This is a genomic window from Natrinema salinisoli, from assembly GCF_020405205.1.
In the GTDB taxonomy this organism is placed as follows: Archaea; Halobacteriota; Halobacteria; order Halobacteriales; family Natrialbaceae; genus Natrinema; species Natrinema salinisoli.
In genome coordinates, this window is record NZ_CP084469.1 from 3,424,750 (window position 1) to 3,444,475 (window position 19,726).

The 19,726-nt window shown below is 64.2% G+C and carries 17 protein-coding genes; 16 read left to right on the forward strand and 1 reads right to left on the reverse strand.

Annotated elements, in window-relative coordinates:
• Positions 1 to 32: 32 nt before the first annotated feature.
• Positions 33 to 1,091, reverse strand: coding sequence for a substrate-binding domain-containing protein (locus tag LDB05_RS16890; protein WP_226005151.1), 1,059 nt, complete (start codon positions 1,089 to 1,091; stop codon positions 33 to 35).
• A 390-nt stretch (positions 1,092 to 1,481) separates the two neighbouring features.
• On the opposite strand from LDB05_RS16890, the gene LDB05_RS16895 reads away from it, so the two are divergent.
• The 16 genes from LDB05_RS16895 to LDB05_RS16965 all read left to right on the forward strand — a co-directional run bounded on the left by LDB05_RS16895 (position 1,482) and on the right by LDB05_RS16965 (position 19,711).
• A complete protein-coding gene (locus tag LDB05_RS16895; protein ID WP_226005152.1) occupies positions 1,482 to 2,645 on the forward strand; it encodes an acyl-CoA dehydrogenase family protein in 1,164 nt (387 codons plus the stop codon).
• A gap of 130 nt (positions 2,646 to 2,775) precedes the next feature.
• Complete coding sequence (locus tag LDB05_RS16900) at positions 2,776 to 3,546, forward strand: IclR family transcriptional regulator (protein WP_226005153.1); 771 nt, start codon at positions 2,776 to 2,778, stop codon at positions 3,544 to 3,546.
• 283 nt (positions 3,547 to 3,829) lie between these two features.
• Entirely contained in the window at positions 3,830 to 4,444 is a 615-nt protein-coding gene (gene rdfA, locus LDB05_RS16905; RefSeq protein ID WP_226005154.1) for a rod-determining factor RdfA, read from the forward strand.
• A 473-nt stretch (positions 4,445 to 4,917) separates the two neighbouring features.
• Positions 4,918 to 5,373 carry a hypothetical protein gene (locus LDB05_RS16910; protein ID WP_226005155.1) on the forward strand — a complete coding sequence of 152 codons (456 nt, stop codon included), beginning with the start codon at positions 4,918 to 4,920 and terminating at the stop codon, positions 5,371 to 5,373.
• A 144-nt stretch (positions 5,374 to 5,517) separates the two neighbouring features.
• Entirely contained in the window at positions 5,518 to 5,877 is a 360-nt protein-coding gene (locus LDB05_RS16915) for a hypothetical protein (protein WP_226005156.1), read from the forward strand.
• A 190-nt stretch (positions 5,878 to 6,067) separates the two neighbouring features.
• Positions 6,068 to 6,289 (forward strand): hypothetical protein, encoded by a 222-nt coding sequence (locus LDB05_RS16920; RefSeq protein ID WP_226005157.1) that lies wholly within the window; start codon positions 6,068 to 6,070, stop codon positions 6,287 to 6,289.
• A gap of 101 nt (positions 6,290 to 6,390) precedes the next feature.
• Entirely contained in the window at positions 6,391 to 7,317 is a 927-nt protein-coding gene (locus LDB05_RS16925) for a HEAT repeat domain-containing protein (protein ID WP_226005158.1), read from the forward strand.
• Between the two features lie 226 nt (positions 7,318 to 7,543).
• Entirely contained in the window at positions 7,544 to 9,217 is a 1,674-nt protein-coding gene (locus tag LDB05_RS16930) for an ABC transporter substrate-binding protein (RefSeq protein ID WP_226005159.1), read from the forward strand.
• Positions 9,218 to 9,241: 24 nt separating this feature from the next.
• Positions 9,242 to 10,258, forward strand: coding sequence for an ABC transporter permease (locus tag LDB05_RS16935; RefSeq protein ID WP_226005160.1), 1,017 nt, complete (start codon positions 9,242 to 9,244; stop codon positions 10,256 to 10,258).
• Positions 10,245 to 11,357, forward strand: coding sequence for an ABC transporter permease (locus LDB05_RS16940; protein WP_226005161.1), 1,113 nt, complete (start codon positions 10,245 to 10,247; stop codon positions 11,355 to 11,357). Before LDB05_RS16935 ends, LDB05_RS16940 begins: the two co-directional genes overlap by 14 nt.
• A gap of 3 nt (positions 11,358 to 11,360) precedes the next feature.
• A complete protein-coding gene (locus LDB05_RS23495; protein WP_343232868.1) occupies positions 11,361 to 12,482 on the forward strand; it encodes an ABC transporter ATP-binding protein in 1,122 nt (373 codons plus the stop codon).
• Positions 12,479 to 13,585 carry an ABC transporter ATP-binding protein gene (locus LDB05_RS23500; RefSeq protein WP_343232869.1) on the forward strand — a complete coding sequence of 369 codons (1,107 nt, stop codon included), beginning with the start codon at positions 12,479 to 12,481 and terminating at the stop codon, positions 13,583 to 13,585. Before LDB05_RS23495 ends, LDB05_RS23500 begins: the two co-directional genes overlap by 4 nt.
• Before the next feature lie 98 nt (positions 13,586 to 13,683).
• Positions 13,684 to 15,903: a glycoside hydrolase family 3 N-terminal domain-containing protein gene (locus tag LDB05_RS16950; RefSeq protein WP_226005162.1), complete on the forward strand. Its 2,220-nt coding sequence runs from the start codon at positions 13,684 to 13,686 to the stop codon at positions 15,901 to 15,903.
• 332 nt (positions 15,904 to 16,235) lie between these two features.
• Complete coding sequence (locus LDB05_RS16955; RefSeq protein WP_226007931.1) at positions 16,236 to 16,715, forward strand: TrmB family transcriptional regulator; 480 nt, start codon at positions 16,236 to 16,238, stop codon at positions 16,713 to 16,715.
• On the forward strand, positions 16,643 to 17,296 hold the full coding sequence (locus LDB05_RS16960) for a TrmB family transcriptional regulator sugar-binding domain-containing protein (protein WP_250160944.1): 654 nt from the start codon (positions 16,643 to 16,645) through the stop codon (positions 17,294 to 17,296). Before LDB05_RS16955 ends, LDB05_RS16960 begins: the two co-directional genes overlap by 73 nt.
• Positions 17,297 to 18,043: 747 nt before the next feature.
• A complete protein-coding gene (locus tag LDB05_RS16965; RefSeq protein ID WP_226005163.1) occupies positions 18,044 to 19,711 on the forward strand; it encodes an acetate--CoA ligase in 1,668 nt (555 codons plus the stop codon).
• The last annotated feature ends 15 nt before the right edge of the window (positions 19,712 to 19,726 follow it).

Below are 19,726 nucleotides of genomic sequence, written 5' to 3' on the forward strand. Positions count from 1 at the left end.
GTGATACCGTCGAACGGGGTCGATCGGGGGTGTTACTCTCCGATTTCGTAGTCGTCGTTCCAGACGCCCTTGTCCTGGTAGAACTCCGCGGCGGCGGGGTGGAACGGGATGGTCGTGTAGCCGTTCGTCGTCCAGTGTTCGCCCTCGGCCATCGGGCCGAGCAGGGCGTTCGACTCGCTCAGTCCCTCGCGTTGCTCCCAGAGCGTCTCCAGGAACGCCGTGAGGGTCTCGTCGCTGAAGTCGTCGCGGACGACGAAGTTGTACGACAGCCCCGGCGTGTGCAGCGTGTCCGGCGCGTAGGCGTAGTTCTCCAGCCCGGTCGTGTCGACCGAGTTCATGATGATCGCGGGGTCGTCCTCGAGTTCCGAGACGACGTCGTCGGACCACTGAAGCAGCCGCAGGTCGACCGTTCCCTTCATCTGCTGGAGCCATCCGGGCTCGACGCTGCCGTTGATGAACGTCCCGGCGCCGGCGTCGAGACGACCCTCGCTCATCGCACTGCCTTGCTCGCCATAGTCGAGGCTGATTCGGTCGTAGTCCTCCGTGACGAAGCTCAGCGCGTACTCGAGCATCTCGGCGGTCCCGGACCCGCTCGGCGTCGGCGAGATGCTGTCGCCCGATCCGATGTCGGAGACGTTCGTCCAGCCGTCGTTTGCGCTACAGAGGAACCACGCGAGGTCGTACAGATGGAAGGCCTGTTGGGGCTGGTAGCTCAGGTCGGTAAAGGGATCTTCCTCGTTCGCGATCTTGCTCGCCGTCCAGTTCTGAATGTAGGAAATGTCGGCGTCGTCGCTTCCGAGACGGCCGATGTTGGCGTTGGTGCCCTCGCTCGGACGGGCCTGCACGTCGAGATCGGAGTTCTGCGTAACCGCGTTGGCGATGACCTGACTCATGGAGTACGCCGCGGTCGTTTCCGTCGACGTGGTCATGATCATCTCGCCGTCCTCTCCGGGAACCGAACCGCCGGTTCCGTTGCCGTTACCGTTACCGGACGTTCCGGAGTTTTCGAAACAGCCGGCCAGTGCTGTGAGACCAATTGCGCCGGCAGTCCCCTTCAGGAACGTTCGCCGGCGACTTCCGTCGTCGCTCATATTTCCAGACACGGGAACTTCATTATCTTTCCGGGTCATAAACTCTTCGCTCTTAGAAACGAGTTGCTAATTTCACCACGGAGGGGACGGGAAATACAAGGGGCCGTTCTCTAGTGAATTCTCTCGCGTTCATGCGGACGAGCACTTTCGACTGTGGTGCCGGATCGGTTTTGTCGTTCTGCTCTGATGAGACTCGGGAGTTCCTCGACGACCCGTGGCTATCCGCAGGTGTACGCCGATCTTTGCGAGCAGCACGTTCGTCAGCACTGTAACTGAGAGGTCCGATCGGGTCTCGAGCGCGCTTCAGACGGGGAACCCGATACGATTTGTCGATTGTCACGTGATACTCCGTACCGCAATACCTATTGTGCCTTTTCCCTAGGATTAGGTATGCTGGATTTCGTTCAGCTCGAGGAGGACCTCGACCAGGAAGAGCGGATGATCCGGGACACGGCCCGGGAGTTCGTCGAAGAGCACGTCAAACCCGACATCGGTGACCACTTCGAGGCGGGGACCTTCCCGAAGGAGCTCATCCCGAAGATGGGAGAAATGGGCTTTTACGCTCCGAATCTCGAGGGGTACGGATCGCCCAACGTGTCGGAAACGGCCTACGGACTCCTGATGCAGGAACTCGAGGCCGGCGACTCGGGGCTGCGCTCGATGGCGTCGGTTCAGGGCGCCCTCGTTATGTATCCCATACACGCGTACGGGAGCGAGGAGCAGAAAGAGGAGTGGCTGCCGGCGATGGGCGAGGGCGAGGCGATCGGCTGCTTCGGGCTGACGGAACCCGAACACGGTTCGAACCCGTCCGCGATGGAGACCCGGGCCGAGGCGGACGGCGACGGTTACGTGCTGAACGGTTCGAAGACGTGGATCACGAACTCGCCGATCGCGGACGTCGCGATCGTCTGGGCGCGCGACAAGTCGGCCGAGGACGACCCGGTTCGCGGCTTCCTCGTCGAAACCGACCGCGACGGCATCACGACCAACAAGATCGACGACAAGCTCTCCCTGCGCGCCTCGATCACGGGCGAGATCGGCCTGAATAACGTCCACGTCCCCGAGGAGAACGTTCTCCCCGGCGTCGAGGGAATGAAAGGGCCGCTGTCCTGTCTCACGCAGGCCCGCTACGGCATCGCCTGGGGTGCGGTCGGTGCCGCTCGAGACTGCTTCGAGGAGGCGCGCCAGTACGCGAAAGACCGCGACCAGTTCGGCGGCCCGATCGGCCGGTTCCAGCTCCAACAGCGCAAGCTCGCGGAGATGGGCACGCAGATCACGCTGGCCCAGCTGCTCGCCTACCGGCTCGCCGAACTCAAGGAACGCGGCGACATGCGACCGCAGCACGTCTCGATGTCGAAGCGGAACAACGTCCGCATGGCTCGGAATCAGTCCCGCATCGCCCGCGAGATGCTCGGCGGGAACGGCATCACCACCGACTACTCGCCGATGCGCCACATGGCCAACCTCGAGACGGTCTACACGTACGAGGGCACGCACGACATCCACACCCTCGTCCTCGGCGAGGAGTTCACCGGCATCCAGGCCTACCAGTAGCGACGGATCCGGCGGTTCGGTTTCTCTCTCGTTTCGATTCGCGTTCGAATACGGGGACGACTATCCCGTCCGACAAGCTATCCGTTTCAATATCCGGAACATTGATTGCGCCGTGCGAATAGCATCGGATATGGATACGAATCGAGACGAGACCGCAGCCGACGACGTGGGCGTCTCGACGACGCGAAAGACTTTCGCACTCCTCGAGGCGCTCAAAGACGAGGAAGGTGTCACGATAGCGGACCTCACCGAGCGGACGGACCTCCCGAAGAGTACCGTCTATCGGCACCTGCAGACGCTCACCGATCTCGGGTACGTGATCGAACGCGACGGGAACTACTACGTCGGGTTTCGCTTCGTCGAGCTCGGTGAGCAGGCTCGGTCCCGGAGAGTGGGATACACGGCTGCCAAGCGCGCGGTGTTCGAACTCGGTCAGGAGACGGACGAACGTGCGGTGTTCATCGTCGAAGAGGACGACGAGGCCGTCTACGTCCACCGCTACGGGAGTCTCACGAACACGATGATCGGTCACCGACGACCCCTCCACTCGATGGCGGCGGGCAAGGTCGTTCTCGCAGAGCGGGACGACGACGGCGTCTCCCGTTATATCGAGGAGGTAGGCCTCGAGGCGATCACGCCGAACACGATCACCGACCCCGACGCGCTGTTCGCGGAACTCGAACAGGTCCGCGACCGGGGGTACGCGGTGAACAACCAGGAGCACATGGAAGGACTTCGCGGCGTCTCCGTGCCCGTTTATACCCCCGACGAGGACTTCCTCGGGTCGCTGAGCGTCTTCGGGCCGACCAGCCGATTCACCGACGATTACGTTCACGACGAGCTCCCGACCCGACTTCGAGACAAGGCGGGCGAAATCAGGGTCACGCTCGCGTACGGCTGACGACGCCGACGAACCGTGACTTCCGGTCCGGATTCCCGGACCTCGGAACTGATCACGGGGGCTCGCCCAGCGATCGGGGACCGGATCTCGGCGGTCCGCGTTTCACTCGTCGAAACGTCGGCCGGATCGGATGATCTTTTCGAGCGAGTCGGCCTCATCGCTCGTCATGTGTCCCGCTATTCGGACCTATTCGTTCGACCAACGAATTCTGCGATTCGCATACTGAAACAGACCGTGCCCGTTACCGAAACGGTTTTGCTGGTTTCCTTGAATATTCGACCCGATGACCGATCACCTCGCAGCGCCGGGACCGGATCCCAAAGTCCTGCGTCTCATCCGGAAATACGAACTCGAGGGCCTCGGCGACGAACTCGAGGCTCAGTGGACCCGTCCGGACGACCGATCGAGTCTCCGAGGGCTCGCCGACTCGTTCAACGAACGGCTCCTCCGGGCCGCGCTCGATGACGCCGGTGTCGACACGATTACCGACGACGTCAGTCGGCTCTACGCCCTTCTCGACGGCGACGAAGGAAGTCGCGGCGAACGAACTGCGGCCAGGCGGCGACTCGAGCGAGCGGACGTCGACGTCGAGACGTTGCAAGACGAATTCGTCTCCTACGGGGCGATCCGGTCGTACCTCACCGGCTATCGGGACGCGTCGCTCCCGGAATCTGAGGCGGACGTCCGGGAGACGGAGTCCCGAACGATCGAGGGACTCCGCCAGCGGACGATCGCGGTCACCGAGAGCAAACTCGCTCGACTGCGGGACGGCGGGCACCTGCAACTCGGTTCCCACCGGGTCCTCGCCGACGTCCAGGTCCTCTGCGAGGAGTGTGGTCGACAGTACGACGTCGCCAGGCTGCTTGAGACCGGCACGTGCGACTGCGAGGATTCCTGAAGACACTCGAACCGGACCGGGCGAACGCATAATAAACGTACGACTGTTATGGGTATCGCCGGTCCCGGCTTTTCCTCGCCGATTCAGTGTTGTTCGGGGAACATATACTATACTAGTAATTATTCTCGAATTTTCATATATGCAGTACCGATGCGATTACTCGGCAGCAGTCGTCGGACACACTGCGCCGTGACGTAGTAGCGTCTCGATCGATCTCGAATCACCTATCGAGGCGTTCAACGACGGCTTCGTCTCCCGCAGTTAGCAGGCTGAACCTCTCCCTATCTTCGGTCGAACGCCGTGACCGTTCGACGCAGCTGTCTCAACAAATAGTATAGCATTTCACAGAATGATCAATATGGATATGGTTCTATGAACGTGTGTCCCGTCGACGGACGGGCTCGGTCGACCGGACGGGTACGGGTCGTGGTATTCGGCGAGGGTTTATATCGGAAGCCGAGGCCAAGGGGGGTATGTCGGAACGATCCCGACGACAGCGACGGACAGTTCTTCGAACGGTCGGTGCCCTCGGTGCAGGGGCGGTCGCCGCGGTGACAACCGTCGGTGCGAGTACCGGGGACCCACCGAATCGACCCGATCACGCACCGAACCCGGGGAGCACGCCGTCGACCGCTCCCGGTTCGTCCCCGGCCGATGTCGAGATCGGCGACCTACTCGAGGGCTCTGATCTGTACGTCGGCGTCGTCGACCGAATCGTCGACGGGGAACACGTCGTTCTCCTGCTCGAGGACGGGGAGGAGGTCGTCGACCAGCTCGTGTTACCGGTCGATCGATTCGACGATATCGAACCGGACGACATCCTGTTGACCGCCGCAACGGACGGCGAGTTACACGCGCACCGACGCCTTCCGTCGAAACCGAACGACTGTCCCGACCCCGGTTTCGAGCCGCTTCCGTCCGACGACTGAGGCGGACGCCGCGCTCCGTCGTCCGACTCCGTGGGCCGCTCATGGCCGGTGGTTCCCAGCACTATCGGCGGTTGTCAACTCGTGACGGAGCAGGAATCAGCAAGTACAACGCGTAATGCTCGCAGACGCGTCGGTCTATACACGATGATGGAAACGGACTCCGCTGAGATCGAGCTAGAGCGGCCGGGGACGACGAGCCTTCGTGCCGCGTTTTTCGGCGTCTGGTTCGTGGATCTCGTCGCGACGATCCTGTTCTTTACCGTTCCGTACGCGTCCGAACTGAATCCCGTGACGGTCTTCCTGCACGATCTCTTCGGAATGGCCGGCGTCGTCCTCGCCGCCCTCATCTACGCCGGCTTTGTCGTGGGTATTGGTTCCCTCCTCTCGAGGCCGTTCGACGTCGGCTTCGTGACGGGAGCGGTCGTCATGTACGCCCTCTTCGCTAGCAACAACGTCGTCCTCCTCGTGTCTCGCGAGCCGTTGCTGGCCCCGATCGTCCCGTGACCGAGACGGTCCGGTTCGGGCCACGAAGCGGTCGACCGAGGGGATCGAGGCGCGGAACCTCGAGGAAAGCGTCGGTCGCGATCTTCGACGCCGTCGGCTGTGACTCGTCGACGAGGTGATGTTTTAATACCGTCCGGTGAGCAGGGTCGCTCGTGCAGGGAGCAATCGTTCGGACGTCGGAGGGATCGGGATGAGTACGCGGGACGAGTTCTGGGACGTCGTGTGTGCTCGCGCCTCGTCGTTTTACCTCATGCTCGTCGCCGTCACCGTGATGGGTGTCTTGAACCTGGCGGCGATGGTACTCGGTGACCAGTCGACGGGAGCGTTCGTCGTCTCGACGGTCGTCTTCGCTATCCTCGGTGTTACCGGCCTCGGACTCGTCCTCGTCCTCTGGCAGTGCAAGCGACTGTAACGGCTGTGCCCGCCGTTTACTCGACCTATCACAATGAAGCTGTATTGAGTTAACTCCCTCCACCGATGGATTCTTTTACCTGTGGCTAAACGATAGTAGCCATGTCCACAGGAATTCCGGAGGACGAGGCCATCCTCGAGACTGCACGGACCGATCCCGAGGCGGTCGACCTCGAGACGATCGTCGCGCTGTTCGACGCCGAGCAGGGACAGGTTCGCAACGTCGCGTTGCGGTGCGTGCGCTTCGTCGCGATCGACGATCCCGGTCGCGTCGCGGCGATCAGCGAGCACGTCGTCGAGCGCCTGGACGACGAGTTCGCCGTCGCGGGGAGCACCGCCGCCGCCGTCCTCGCGCGCATCGCTCCCGAGCACCCCGACGCGGTCCGTCCGGCGGTTCCCGCGCTCGTCGGAAAGCTCGACGAGCACCCGCCACAGACCGGGTACCGGGCGGCGCGAGCGCTGACGCCGCTGCTCGAGGACGACCCGGCCGAATTCGTATCGGAAGCCGACGTGCTCTTCGACGTGCTGGTCGATCCACCCGAGGTGTGGGCCCCGGAGTCCGAAGAGCTGCAAGACCTGCCCCGCAAAAAGCGAGAGTCGATCACGAACCTGCTGGCCTCCCGGCGGGACGAGATCGCGACAGACGAGGCGCGTGCCAGGGTGATACGGGAATTCGCCGCCCACGCGCTCGTCGAGGTGACCGCACTGGATCCCGACGCGATCGCGGACCGGCTCGAGGAACTGCCACCTGCTCTCGCGCGTGAGCCGCCGCTCGCCAGAGCAGCGACCATCGACGTCGTTGCAAACGTCGCCAGGGAGGAGTCGGCGGCTGCTGCCCCGGTGATCGAGGCGCTGATCGATCGGCTCGAGGACGACGCGGACGTCGTCCGTATACACGCGGTTCGCGCGCTGGGCTTTGCCGAGGCGACGGACGCGGTCGAACCGCTTCGAGCCGTGGCCGAGGACGCCGACGGTGAGCTGGGGGAGTTAGCCGCGGACACCGCCGATTGGTTGGCCGAGGCGTCGTGAGCACGGTTGTGTCCGCCGTCGCTCGAGCGTCGTCGTCGGAATCGACGCTTCGGTGAACCCGTTTATCAGCATCTCTCACCTGCAGCAAGAGGTTTTCGCGCGCTGCGTTTTTGAAAAGGTACTAATATGGATTTAATTAAAATATATCCCTACACTTATGTATGATTAACTTTGACTAGGGTATCGTATGGTTCGCAGCCAAACAAGTGGGGACTATAGCGATATAGTGTCCCGAAGAGAGTTCGTATCGATTGCGGGTGCGACGGGTGCCGCTGCGCTCGCCGGCTGTACCGGCGGCGGCAGCGACGACGGTGGCGACTGGTTCGTCGGTACGCAGGTGAACTTCCCCGCCAGTAACTATCACTGGAACCTCCTCGCCGGCTGGGAGATCCCGCACGACCGGTTCGGCCTGTTCGCCCAGTGGACCCAGTACCTGATCGACGACGACGAGTTCTATCCGCACCTCGTTCAGGAGTGGGACCACGATGGCGGCGAGATGACGCTCACCCTCTCCGAGGAGTTCACGTGGGGCAGCGGTGACGCCGTTACCGCCGAGGACCTCGCTTTCCAACTCGAGGTCCTCGAAGCGGCCGATCAGCCGGTCTGGCAGTTCATCGACGGCGTCGAAGCGACCGGCGAGTACGAACTGACCATCTCCTACCCCGAGGGAACGAACACGGACCTCGTCGAGTACGCGCTGCTGGCCGAGCAGGCCGCCTACTCGCCGGCGGACTTCGAGGGGGAAAACTGGGAGGAGGACCCCGCAGGTGTCGAGGTCGCCGAGCCCGATCCGTCGGGTCCGATCGCGCTGACCGAACACAACGATACGTATTCGCAGACTGAACCGCGCGACGGGCTCGAGGAGTATGCCGATCACGTCCTGGCCGACCGGTACAACTGGGACGGTTACCGGGTCGAATTCCGCGACGGCAACAACGCCGCCCACGAGTCGCTGATCAGCGGGGAAACGGACGGCCAGCACAGCCTGTTCGCGCCGCCGGCCGTCCTGGACGAGTTCCCGGACCACCTTCACGAGTACCGGGTCCCCGGCGGCTTCGGCATGGCGATCTGGTTCGATCACGAGCAGGAACCCTGGGACCAGCGGGAGGTCCGTCAGGCGCTCTATCACTCGATCGACCGGGAGGCAGTGATCGGGAACATCGGCGAAAGCACGAAGGTCAGCCACCATCCCGCGCCGACCGGGCTCACGTGGGCCAGCGTCGAGGACTGGCTCGGGTCCACCGAACCGGACGGCTTCACCGTCTACGACTACGACCCCGAGCGGGCCGAAGAGCTACTCAACGAGGCCGGGTACGAGATGGGCGAGATCGGGATCGAGCTCACTTTCCCCCAGACCTGGTCCGACTGGGCGGACGCGGCCAGAACGATCGTCGACTACCTCGACCAGGCCGGCTGGGACGCGTCGGCCGACGGCCGATCCGAAGGGCCGGGGAGCTACGCGGGGTCCGGTCCCGACCTCTTCGTCGACCAGCACACGGCAGGCGGCGCGCCGCGCATGAACCACCCCTACTTCTCGCTTGACTACATCCTTCGCAATCGGCTGCGCGACACCGAGAGCCACTTCGCGAACTACCCCACCGAGGTCGAACTCGACGGCGAGACGATCGACGTCGAAGCCGAACTCGAGACCTTCGCGACGACGACCGACCAGTCCGAGCAGGAAGCGATCGTCGAACGGCTGGCTCGCGTCGTCAACGAGGACGTTCCCTGCATCTACGTCATGGAGAAGTACGAGCAGTCGTTCATCAACGGCGACCGCTTCGAGGTTCCCGAGGAGTCGCCACACTTCTCCTCGTACTGGCCGCTGTGGTGGCTCCCCAAGGTCGACGAGAGCCTCGAGGGCTACGACACGCCCGGTCTGTTGAAATTCGACGGCTGACTGCCACTTCCATCTTCCTCGCTCATGAACTGGTATCTCAAGCGGACCGGACAAGCACTGTTCACGCTCTGGGCGGTGGTGACCATCGCGTTCGTCCTGGCGTGGAACGTTCCAGGATCCCTGGTCGATCACATGGTCGATCGGATCGTCCAGAACAGCAACATCGACCCGGAAATCGTTCGGGAATCGATCGAGAGTCGGCTCATGTTCGACCCGGAGGCGTCGCTGCTCGAGGGCTATCTCACGTACATGTCGGCGTTGCTCGAGGGCAACCTCGGGTATTCGTTCGTGGCCGGCCAGGACGTCAGTACGACGCTCGCCGAGGCCGTTCCGTGGACGCTGCTCGTGATGTCGCTGGCGACCCTCGGGATGTTCGCCATCTCCCTGGCGCTCGGCGCGATCATGGCCTACCGGGAAGGGTCGTGGTTCGATATCGCGAACACGTTCGTCGGGATCGTCACCACTTCGGTTCCCTACTTCGTCGCCGCGTTCCTGTTGATTCTCTGGGTCGGCTACAGCGACGCGCCGATCCTCGAGCTGTTCCCGCCGCGGGGACGACAACCGCCGCGGATCGATCCCGGCTTCACCGTCGCGTTCGTCTGGGGCGCGCTCAGGCACGCGGTCCTCCCGGCCCTCTCGTATATCATCACCGGCTACGGACTGCTCGCGCTCTCGATGCGTGGTAACAGCATCCAGACCCTCGGCGAGGACTACGTCAGGGTCGCCGAGCTTCGGGGCCTGTCGTCCCGACGGATCGCGCTCCGATACGTCGGGCGAAACGCGGTCCTCCCCCTCTACACCAGCCTGTTGCTCTCGATCGGGTTCATGCTGGGATCGTCGGTCGTCCTGGAACAGATCTTCCAGTACCACGGCGTCGGCTACTGGATGTACGAAGCGATCGACGCCACCGACGTCCCGCTCATGATGGGCACGTTCATCGTGATCACGGTGTGCGTCGTGATCGCGACGTTCGTCGCAGACATGACCTACAGCATGCTGGATCCGCGGATCAAATCGGGTGATCAAGGTGAAGCGTACTGAAGACGACCGCGCGGGTGACGACGATCCCCGAACCGACGGCGGGACCGGTGACATGTTCGGCGATTCGGAGATCACGGCCGTCACCCGGCGGCAGCGAGCTCGAGAGACGTTCGACGAGTCGGTGGTCGCTCCGTTCAAAGTGGCGTGGGACGACTGGCGGACGAAAGTCGCGCTGCTGATCCTCGGTGGCTTCGTCGCGACGGCCCTCCTCGTCTGGCTCCACCAGGCCGGTTACACTCTGCTGAACGACGTGCTTCGGGTTCTCGGCTCGCCCTGGGAACTCGAGGTCCCGCGGAGTCCGGTCGGGATCACCGATGAGCGACGCAGCGTGCGTCCGTTCGAGAACTGGCAGTACCCGCTGGGCACGTTCGACAACGGCGTCGACATCCTCTCGGCCCTCCTCTGGGCGACGCCCGGTATGTTGCAGATGGTCCTCGCTGGCGGCGTCTTCTCGACGGCGATGGCAACCGTGGTTGGAACGGTCTCCGGCTACAAGGGCGGCACCGTCGAGTCCGTTCTGAACACGATCGTCGACATCGCGATGTCGATCCCCGGCCTGCCGCTGGTCGTCGTGCTCGTCGCGATCATCCAGCCGTCGTCGCCGTACGTGATCGGGGTGCTCATCACGATCAACATCTGGGCGGGTCTGGCCCGGACGATCCACTCGCAGGTGCTCTCCTTGCGCGAGAAGTCCTACGTCGAGGCCTCGCGCACGATGGGTATCTCGACCCCGCAGATCATCCGAAAGGACATCCTGCCGAACCTGATGCCGTACATCACGGTCAACTTCGTCTACGCGGCCCGACGGGTCGTCTACGACAGCATCGCGCTGTACTACCTTGGGCTGCTCGGCGGCGGGATGGCCGAGAACTGGGGCGTGATGCTCGACTGGGCGTACAACCTCTACAACGCTCTGACCGTCTCGGGCAAGGCGTACATGCTCCTCGCCCCGATGGTCCCGATCGTCGCGCTCTCGATGGCGCTGATCCTCCTCTCGCAGGGCACGGACAGGCTGTTCAACCCCCGCGTTCGAACCCGACACGCGGGCGAGACGGTCCAGGAAGACGACACCGACTGCGAGGTCAACCCACCCGCCTGAGCAATGACCGACCAAGACACACGATCCACGCAGACGGCAACGCACAGTACAGAGAGCACGGGTAGTACGGACGGCACGGCCGACCACGTCCTCGAGATCCGGGACGCCGAGGTCTACTTCGAGATGGACCGCGGGGTTTCCCGCGTCATGGACAACGTCGACCTCGACGTCCACCGCGGCGAGATCATCGGGGTCGTCGGGGAGAGCGGCAGCGGCAAATCGATGCTCGCCTCCTCGATGCTGGACGCGGTGGTCGACCCCGGCGTTCTGTCGGGGGAGATCACATACTATCCCGAGGACGGCGAGCCCGTCGACGTGCTCGGGCTCAGCGATCGGCAGCTGAAACAGCTTCGCTGGGAGGAGATCTCCATGGTGTTCCAGGGCGCGATGAGCTCGTTCAACCCGACGATGGGCGTTCGCGAACACTTCGTCGAGACCCTCGAGGCCCACGACTACGACGTCGCGGCGGGGATGGAACGCGCTCGCGAACTGCTCTCGGACCTCTACCTCGAGCCCGAGCGGGTGCTCGACGCCTACCCGCACGAACTCAGCGGCGGCATGCAACAGCGGGCGTTGATCGCGCTGTCGCTGGTGCTCGAGCCGGAGGTGCTCGTGATGGACGAGCCGACGGCGGCGCTGGACCTGCTGATGCAGCGGTCGATCCTCTCCCTGCTCGAGGACCTCCAGGAGAAGTACGATCTGACGATGGTGTTCATCACGCACGATCTGCCGCTGGTCGCCGAACTGGCCGACCGCATCGCCGTAATGTACGCCTTCGAGCTGATCGAGGTCGGCCCGACGGACGAGATTCTCCGGCACGCGGCGCACCCCTACACGCGGGCGCTGTTGAACGCGACGCCGAACCTCGACGCACCGCTCGAGGAGATGCAATCGATCGAGGGGGCGGCCCCGGACCCGGTTGACGTTCCCGACGGCTGTACGTACCACCCGCGGTGTCCGCTTGCCGACGAGACGTGCGTCGCCGACGATCCGACGTTCAGGGAAGTTCGCCCTGACCACGAGGCCGCGTGTTTCCACTGGGAAGACGCGGCCGAAGCGGTTCCGTTCACCAGCGTAGACGTCGACGCGGATCCGCAGGCGTCGATCACGGAGGAGCACCGATGAGCGGGGAGCCGCTCGTCTCGCTGGACGACGTCGAGGTGCACTTCGAGGAGAGCCAGGGACTGCTCGACTTCGGCGAGCCGGAGGTCGTCAGAGCCGTCGACGGCGTCTCGCTGGATATCGAGGAGAACGACGTCGTCGCCCTCGTCGGGGAGTCCGGTTGTGGGAAGACGACCCTCGGGAAGACGACCATCGGGCTCCAGCGACCGACCGGGGGGAGCGTCCGGTACCGCGGGCAGGACGTCTGGGACGCGAAGGACGGCCGCGGCGACGTCGAGATCCCTCACGACGAGATCCGCCGGTCGCTCCAGATCATCCATCAGGACCCCGGCGGCGCGCTCAACCCCAATCGGCGGGTGCGGAAGATCCTCGAGGCCCCGCTCAAGCGCTGGCAGTCCGACATGAGCGCCGGCGACCGCCGCCGCGAGGTGCTCTCGATGCTCGAGCGGGTCGGCATGACGCCGCCGGCCGACTACGCGGGGCGGTATCCCCACCAGCTCTCGGGCGGAGAGCAACAGCGCGTTGCACTCGTCCGCGCCCTGTTGATGGATCCCGACCTGATCCTGGCGGACGAGGCGATCTCGGCGCTGGACGTCTCCCTGCGCGTCGAGATGATGGATCTGCTACTCGAGTTACAGGCGCAGTTCGACACGTCGTTCGTGTTCGTCTCCCACGATCTCTCGAACGCGCGCTACCTGGCGTCCCACGCCGGGGGGCGGATCGGCGTGATGTATCTCGGGGAACTGGTCGAAATCGGCCCCGCAGAGCAGATCATCAACGACCCGAAACATCCCTACACGAAGGTGCTTCGGTGGGCGACGCCGGATCTCCACGCCGGCTCCGACGCGCCGGAGCCGCCGGTCCGCACGATCGACATTCCGGATCCGACGGACCCGCCGAGCGGCTGTCGGTTTCACACCCGCTGTCCCGAGGCGCGCGAGGCGTGCCGGCGGAGCGGCCCGGAGCCCGTCGATGCGGCGGCGGACCACGAGGTGGCGTGTTTCCGCGAGCTCGACGACCACGAGTACTGGTCGTCGCCGCCGCTGGCCGACGAGGACGGCCCGAACGACGCCGCGTCTCCGTCACCGCCGTCACCCGCCGAGTAACCGTTGCTGGTCGTTTTCGCATCCAGACTCGGCTCGAACCGGACGCGTCCGTCGTGAGCACCCACTTTTAATAGCCACCGACCCCTTCGAAAGCAACAATGGCCGCTCCAGAGCGACCTCCAGAGAGCGAGGACTGTGCAGTACCTGATCTCGAGACCATGACGCTGGCCGAGAAGGCCGGGCAACTCGTCGGTGCGTTCGTCGGATCGATGGGAGACGTCGAACTGAGCGTCGACGACGCGGCGGCGCTCGTCCGAGACGAACACGTCGGGTCGATCGCGGCGTTCGGGATCGGCGTCTCTCGGTATCACGATCCCGAACGGGTCGCCGAGATCGCCAACCGGCTCCAGCGGGTCGCGATCGAAGAGACGAGCCACGGGATCCCACTGTTGCTTCCCGTCGACGCGGTGCACGGCCACGCGTACGTCGACGGGGCGACGGTGTTTCCCCACGGACTGGGGATCGCCGCCACCCGGAACCCCGCGATCGCGCAGCGGGCCGGCGAGATCACGGCCGCGGAGATGCGGGCGACCGGCGCGACCCTGAACTACGGCCCGACCTGTGACGTCGTTCGCGACCCGCGCTGGGGCCGGACCTTCGAGACCTACGGTGAAAGCCCGCTACTGTGCGGGGCGTTCGCGGGAGCGACCGTTCGCGGGCTCGAGTCCGAGGACCGCGGGCCGCGGGTCGCCGCGACGGCGAAACACTTCCCCGCGTACGGCGACCCTGCTGGCGGCGAGGACGCTGCAGCCGTGGACCGTTCCGCGAGCACGATCCACCAGCTGTTCGTGCCGCCGTTCGTCGAAGCGATCGACGCCGGCGCGTCGGTGGTGATGCCCTGTTACAACTCCATCGACGGGGAGCCGGCCCACGGCTCCCGGCGCTACCTCACCGACCTCCTGCGCGAGCGGCTCGGCTTCGAGGGGGCGGTCGCCTCGGACTGGGGCGGAATCGATCACCTCCACGAGGATCACCACGTGACCGCCTCGCAGCGCGATTCCGCACGGACGACGATCGACGCAGGGCTCGACCTGATCTCGATCGGTCGCGACGAGTACGCGGCCCACGTTCGGGACCTCGTCGAGTCGGGCGAGCTCTCGGAGGCCGCGATCGACGCCGCAGTCTCCCGAATCCTCGAGCTCAAAGATTCGCTCGGCCTCTTCGACGATCCCTACGTCGACGTCGAGACGGTCCGGACCACGGTGGGCTCGTCGGCCCACCGAACGGCCGCGCTGCGAGCGGCCCGCGAGTCCCAGACCCTCCTCGAGAACGACGGGGTGCTCCCGCTGTCCGAGGGAGTCGACTCGATCCTCGTCGCGGGGCCGAACGCGGCGTCGCTTCGGAACCAGTACGGCGGGTGGAGCGTCCAGGAGCCGGATCCGGCCTCCGGAACGACCGTACTCGATGGGATCATGGATCGGACTGGCGACGGGACGACGGTCCGGTACGAGCGAGGGGCCACCCTCCGGGAGCGACGGGATCTCGAGACGGTCGATGACGCGGCGGCGGACGCGGACGTGGCGGTCGTCGCCGTCGGCGAGGGGTGGTACTACCACGAGTTCGGACCGAACGGTCTCGTCGGACCGACCGGTGAGTTCCCGACCCGATCGCAGCTCGACTTGCCCGAGGCCCAGCGGGAGCTGCTCGAGGCGGTCCACGAGACCGGGACGCCGCTCGTGGTCGTCGCGATCGCGGGCCGACCGCTGTCGCTGTCCTGGTGCGCCGAGAACGCCGATGCGCTGTTGTACTCGTACTACCCGGGAAGCGAAGGCGGAGAGGCCATCGCGGACGTCCTCTTCGGCGATTACAACCCGTCGGGTCGACTACCCGTCAGCGTCCCGCGCTCCGTGGCCGACGTGCCGACGACGTTCAACCACTTCGCGCATCCGACGCCGATCGGTGCCGACGAACACCCCGACACGTACGACCCCCTCTACGAGTTCGGTCACGGCGAGAGCTACACCGAGTTCGCGTGTTCCGACCTCTCGGTCTCGGAGCCCCGGATCGGCCCCGCCGAATCGGTCACCGCCTCGATCACCGTCGAAAACGTCGGCGACCGAGCGGGCGATCGGGCGGTCGATTTCTTCCTGCGAGACGAGGTGAGCTCGCGCGTTCGGCCGGTCTGCGAACACGTCGGGTTCACGCGGGTCGGCCTCAAGCCGGGCGAGTCGACGACTGCCGAGGTGACGATACCGAACGACGCACTCGCCGTGACCGATTCCTGCGGACGGTCGACGGTCGAGCCGGGAACGTTCGAACTCTCCTGTGAGGGACGGTCGACGACTGTCACGGTCGAGCCAGGGACCGAGCGGCGCTGACGCACTGGGGAAATTACGGGCGGATCGACTCCGCTCGACGCGACGAACCGAAGCGACAGTCGTCTCGGCTCAGCGGCCACCGCAGTAGGAACCCTCTTTTCGACCCGTTCAACAGACGCCGAGCGAACCGTTTTCGAGCTCCGATCGACCCCATACTTACCAGTCGATTTGTATATCGACCAGTACATAACGAATAATCGCACGCGAATCGAAAGACGAAGCGGTGGTAAATACCGAGACTGAACGATAAAATATGTGTATAGTAAATGTGTTTTTACAACTTCAAAAGTTCATGAACATAGATTTTTGTACACCCGGAAACCAGCACACGTATGGACACGGAAACGCTCCAACGCGTGCTCGAGGACGCCGGATTGACCGGTCAGCAAGCCGAGGCGTACCTGACGCTCCTCGAGTTAGGATCATCACCAGTCGTCGAGATCGCTCACGAGTCGTCGGTCTCGTCCTCGCGGATTTACGAGATCGTTCGGTCGCTCGAGGAAGAGGGGTTCGTGGAGACGCTCGACCGGGACCAGTTGTACGCTCGGCCGCGCGAACCGGTCGACGTGCTCAATCGGCTGCGACACAAAAGCGAGATGCTCGCGGACGCCGCCGGCGAGATCGAAGATCGCTGGGAACGGCCGGATCCCCAGGACTCGCGAATCAGCGTCCTCAAGCGGACCGAAACGGTCCTCCGGAGTCCGGGGACGCGATCGCGGAATCGAACGTCTCCGTCGCGCTGGCCGCCACGCCGGCCCAGCTCGAGGAGTTGCGGCCGTCGATCGAGACCGCCGCCGCGAACGGTGCGTTAATCCAGATCGCGGTCTACGACGCCGGCGACGCCGACGTTCCCGACCTCGATGGCGTCCTCGAGGTTCGACGGTGTCCGATTCCGGGCCCTTTCCTCGCGATCGTCGACCGGCGGTACGCGTTCTTCGCTCCGAACGTCCACAGCGACCGCTCTTACGGGATCACGATCGGCGACGAGATCCTCTCGTTTATCATGCACTGGTACTTCCGGACGTGTCTGTGGGCGCACAACGACCGGCTCTCGATCGATCGCGATCAGTCTCCGACCTACGTGAGCATCGAGGGGTTCGTCCACGATGCCGCCTCGCTGCTCCGCGACGGTGCGGAGATGACACTCCGAGTGATCGGCCACCGAACCGAGACCGGAGAGCGAGTCGACCTCCACGGAACCCTCGTCCGGGCGACGTGGGGCGGCCGACTCGAACCGCCGCGTGACCCCACGTACACGGACCTCGCTGGACAGGTCACGCTCTTCCTCGAGACGGACGAGAGGGTCGTCTCGATCGGCGCGTGGGGCGCCCTGTTCGAGGACGTCGAGGCCGAGATCATCCGGGTGGAGGGAATCGATCTCCCGAACCCGTAACGGGGGACGACGGGCCAGCGATCGGTGACTCTCACGTGGCGGCCGTCGGTGACTCCTCCGGAATCGTGGCTGGACACTGGTTTGCGAGATCGGTCGGTAGGGCCCCATCCTTTACACATATATGACTGTAATCGGAATCGAGTTCCGGGCCGGCCGGGTGGTCTTGAATAGCCAGTCGATATAGTATAATAATAGTGTCTATTCTTCCTATATACTAGAGTATTTATGTGTTGGGTAGCTATCTTGTTCCGTTCGCTAACCGTCTCGATAATTCCGTTAGCGTTCCAGTTTGTGCTGTTTCTGGTCGCTTATCCCGAATATTGGCTATACACGGCGTTCCGAGAACGATCCGCGAACCTGTGGGTGACCCCCGCTCGTCGTGAACGATAGGTTTTGCCGATAATTCCCCAGTGGGGTTCATACGATCCGTTTTCGCTGAGGGATCACGACGATGACGGCCGGCTCACAGTATGGTACCCCTGCTGTTCCTCCCTCGTACGGGAAATATATGATAGAATATATAATATCGAGAAACTATGTCTGAATTCGTTACTTTCCGCAAATACGGGTGCTCGAGACGGGATCCGATCCGGCGCTCGACCAGCGGTTCGTCGCATCTACCGTGGCGAGACGGTCCCGAATCGCTCACTACGGAGTCCGCTGCATCTAGTAGCAAACTTTTCGTCGGTTCCGTCGGAAGGGTCCCACTGAGACTATGGTCGCTGATAACACATCTCGAGTGATAGAATGACGGCCGGAACGCGATTAGACGCCTATCATTTCTACGAAGACGAGTGGGACAGCTACGAGCAGCTTCGGGAGTCTTTCGAGTGGGAGGTGCCCGACCGGTTCAATATGGCGACGTACGTCTGCGATCGGTGGGCGGGGGACAAGAGTCGCGTCGCCCTGTTCGCCGAGGATCAGGACGGGAACACGGAGACGTACACGTTCTGGCAGCTCCGAAATATCACGAATCAGCTCGCCAATCACCTGCGCGAACAGGGCGTCGAAGCCGGAGACCGCATCGGGGTCAACACCCCACAGCGGCCCGCGGCCGTGATCGCCCACGTGGCTTGCTGGAAACTCGGCGCGATGTCCGTCCCGCTGTCGACCCTGTTCGGCCCCGACGCGGTCGGGTATCGCCTGGCCGACTGCGACGCGATCGCAGCCGTCGTCGACGAATCCAACGTGGAGACCCTCCGGGAAGCCCGTACGGATCTCCCCGACCTCGAGACCGTCCTGACCGTCGGCGACGTCGATCGACGAGACGACGAAACGGACCTCTGGGACGCCATCGAGGACTACTCTCGCGAGTTCGAGCCCGTCGAGACCGATCCCGAGGACGACGCGGTCCTCATCTACACCTCCGGCACGACCGGCGATCCGAAGGGCGTTCGCCACGCACACCGGATGCTACTGGGACACCTGCCGCTGTTCATCACCACGTTCGGAAACGTGGACCTGCAGGCGGGCGACGTCTTCTGGACGCCGGCCGAGTGGGCCTGGATCGCCTCGCTGTTCGACGTCGTCGTTCCGGCGCTGTTCTACGGGAAGCCGGTCGTCGCGTACAACGGCGGTCAGTTCGACCCGGAGACGGCCTTCGATCTCCTCGAGCGCTACGGGATCACGAACTTCTTCGCGCCACCGACGGCCCTGCGGATGATGATGCAGGTCGAGGAGACGGACGGCTACGACGTGGGCTCGCTCCGGGCGATCGCGAGCGGCGGCGAGTCGCTCGGCGAGACGATCGCCGACTGGGCGGGGGAGACGTTCGACGGTGCGGTCGTCCACGAGGGGTACGGCCAGACGGAGGCCAACCTGCTCGTCGGCGAGTGTACCGCCCTCGCGGAGTCCCGCGAGGGATCGATGGGGCTGGCCGGTCCGGGACACGATATCGAGATCGTCGATCCCGATACGGCCGAAGCTACAGTCGAACCCGGCGAAATTGGGGAAATCGCTGTTCGGTACGAGAACGACCCCGTCTGCTTCAAAGAGTACTGGAACAAGCCCGCGAAAACCGAGCGGAAGGTTCGCAACGGCTGGCTCCTGACCGAAGACCTCGGAACGATGGACGCCGACGGCTACGTCTCGTTCAAGAGCCGGAAGGACGACGTCATCATCTCCGCAGGGTACCGGATCGGCCCCGAGGAAGTCGAAGATAGCATCGCCGGCCACGACGCGGTCGCCGACGCCGCCGTCATCGGCGTCCCCGACGACGAGCGCGGCGAGGTTCCGAAGGCCTTCGTCGTCCTTTCCTCGGGCCGGAACCCGAGCGACGACCTCCGAACGGCGATCAGAGAGCACGTGCGGGAACGACTCGCCAAGTACGAGTACCCCCGCGAGATCGAGTTCGTCGACGAACTCCCCAAAACCGCGACCGGGAAGGTTCGCCGCGCGTCGCTCGAGGAGTCGTAGCGTCCGACCGTCCGC

What these genes read in the sequence shown, in the direction of transcription:
- LDB05_RS16920 (WP_226005157.1), top strand. Translation starts at nt 6,068, where the DNA reads ATGAGTACGCGGGACGAGTTCTGGGACGTCGTGTGTGCTCGCGCCTCG.
- LDB05_RS16890 (WP_226005151.1), bottom strand. Translation starts at nt 1,091, where the DNA reads ATGAGCGACGACGGAAGTCGCCGGCGAACGTTCCTGAAGGGGACTGCC.
- LDB05_RS16965 (WP_226005163.1), top strand. Translation starts at nt 18,044, where the DNA reads ATGACGGCCGGAACGCGATTAGACGCCTATCATTTCTACGAAGACGAG.
- rdfA (WP_226005154.1), top strand. Translation starts at nt 3,830, where the DNA reads ATGACCGATCACCTCGCAGCGCCGGGACCGGATCCCAAAGTCCTGCGT.
- LDB05_RS16935 (WP_226005160.1), top strand. Translation starts at nt 9,242, where the DNA reads ATGAACTGGTATCTCAAGCGGACCGGACAAGCACTGTTCACGCTCTGG.
- LDB05_RS16955 (WP_226007931.1), top strand. Translation starts at nt 16,236, where the DNA reads ATGGACACGGAAACGCTCCAACGCGTGCTCGAGGACGCCGGATTGACC.
- LDB05_RS16915 (WP_226005156.1), top strand. Translation starts at nt 5,518, where the DNA reads ATGATGGAAACGGACTCCGCTGAGATCGAGCTAGAGCGGCCGGGGACG.
- LDB05_RS16895 (WP_226005152.1), top strand. Translation starts at nt 1,482, where the DNA reads ATGCTGGATTTCGTTCAGCTCGAGGAGGACCTCGACCAGGAAGAGCGG.
- LDB05_RS16910 (WP_226005155.1), top strand. Translation starts at nt 4,918, where the DNA reads ATGTCGGAACGATCCCGACGACAGCGACGGACAGTTCTTCGAACGGTC.
- LDB05_RS23500 (WP_343232869.1), top strand. Translation starts at nt 12,479, where the DNA reads ATGAGCGGGGAGCCGCTCGTCTCGCTGGACGACGTCGAGGTGCACTTC.
- LDB05_RS23495 (WP_343232868.1), top strand. Translation starts at nt 11,361, where the DNA reads ATGACCGACCAAGACACACGATCCACGCAGACGGCAACGCACAGTACA.
- LDB05_RS16900 (WP_226005153.1), top strand. Translation starts at nt 2,776, where the DNA reads ATGGATACGAATCGAGACGAGACCGCAGCCGACGACGTGGGCGTCTCG.
- LDB05_RS16925 (WP_226005158.1), top strand. Translation starts at nt 6,391, where the DNA reads ATGTCCACAGGAATTCCGGAGGACGAGGCCATCCTCGAGACTGCACGG.
- LDB05_RS16950 (WP_226005162.1), top strand. Translation starts at nt 13,684, where the DNA reads ATGGCCGCTCCAGAGCGACCTCCAGAGAGCGAGGACTGTGCAGTACCT.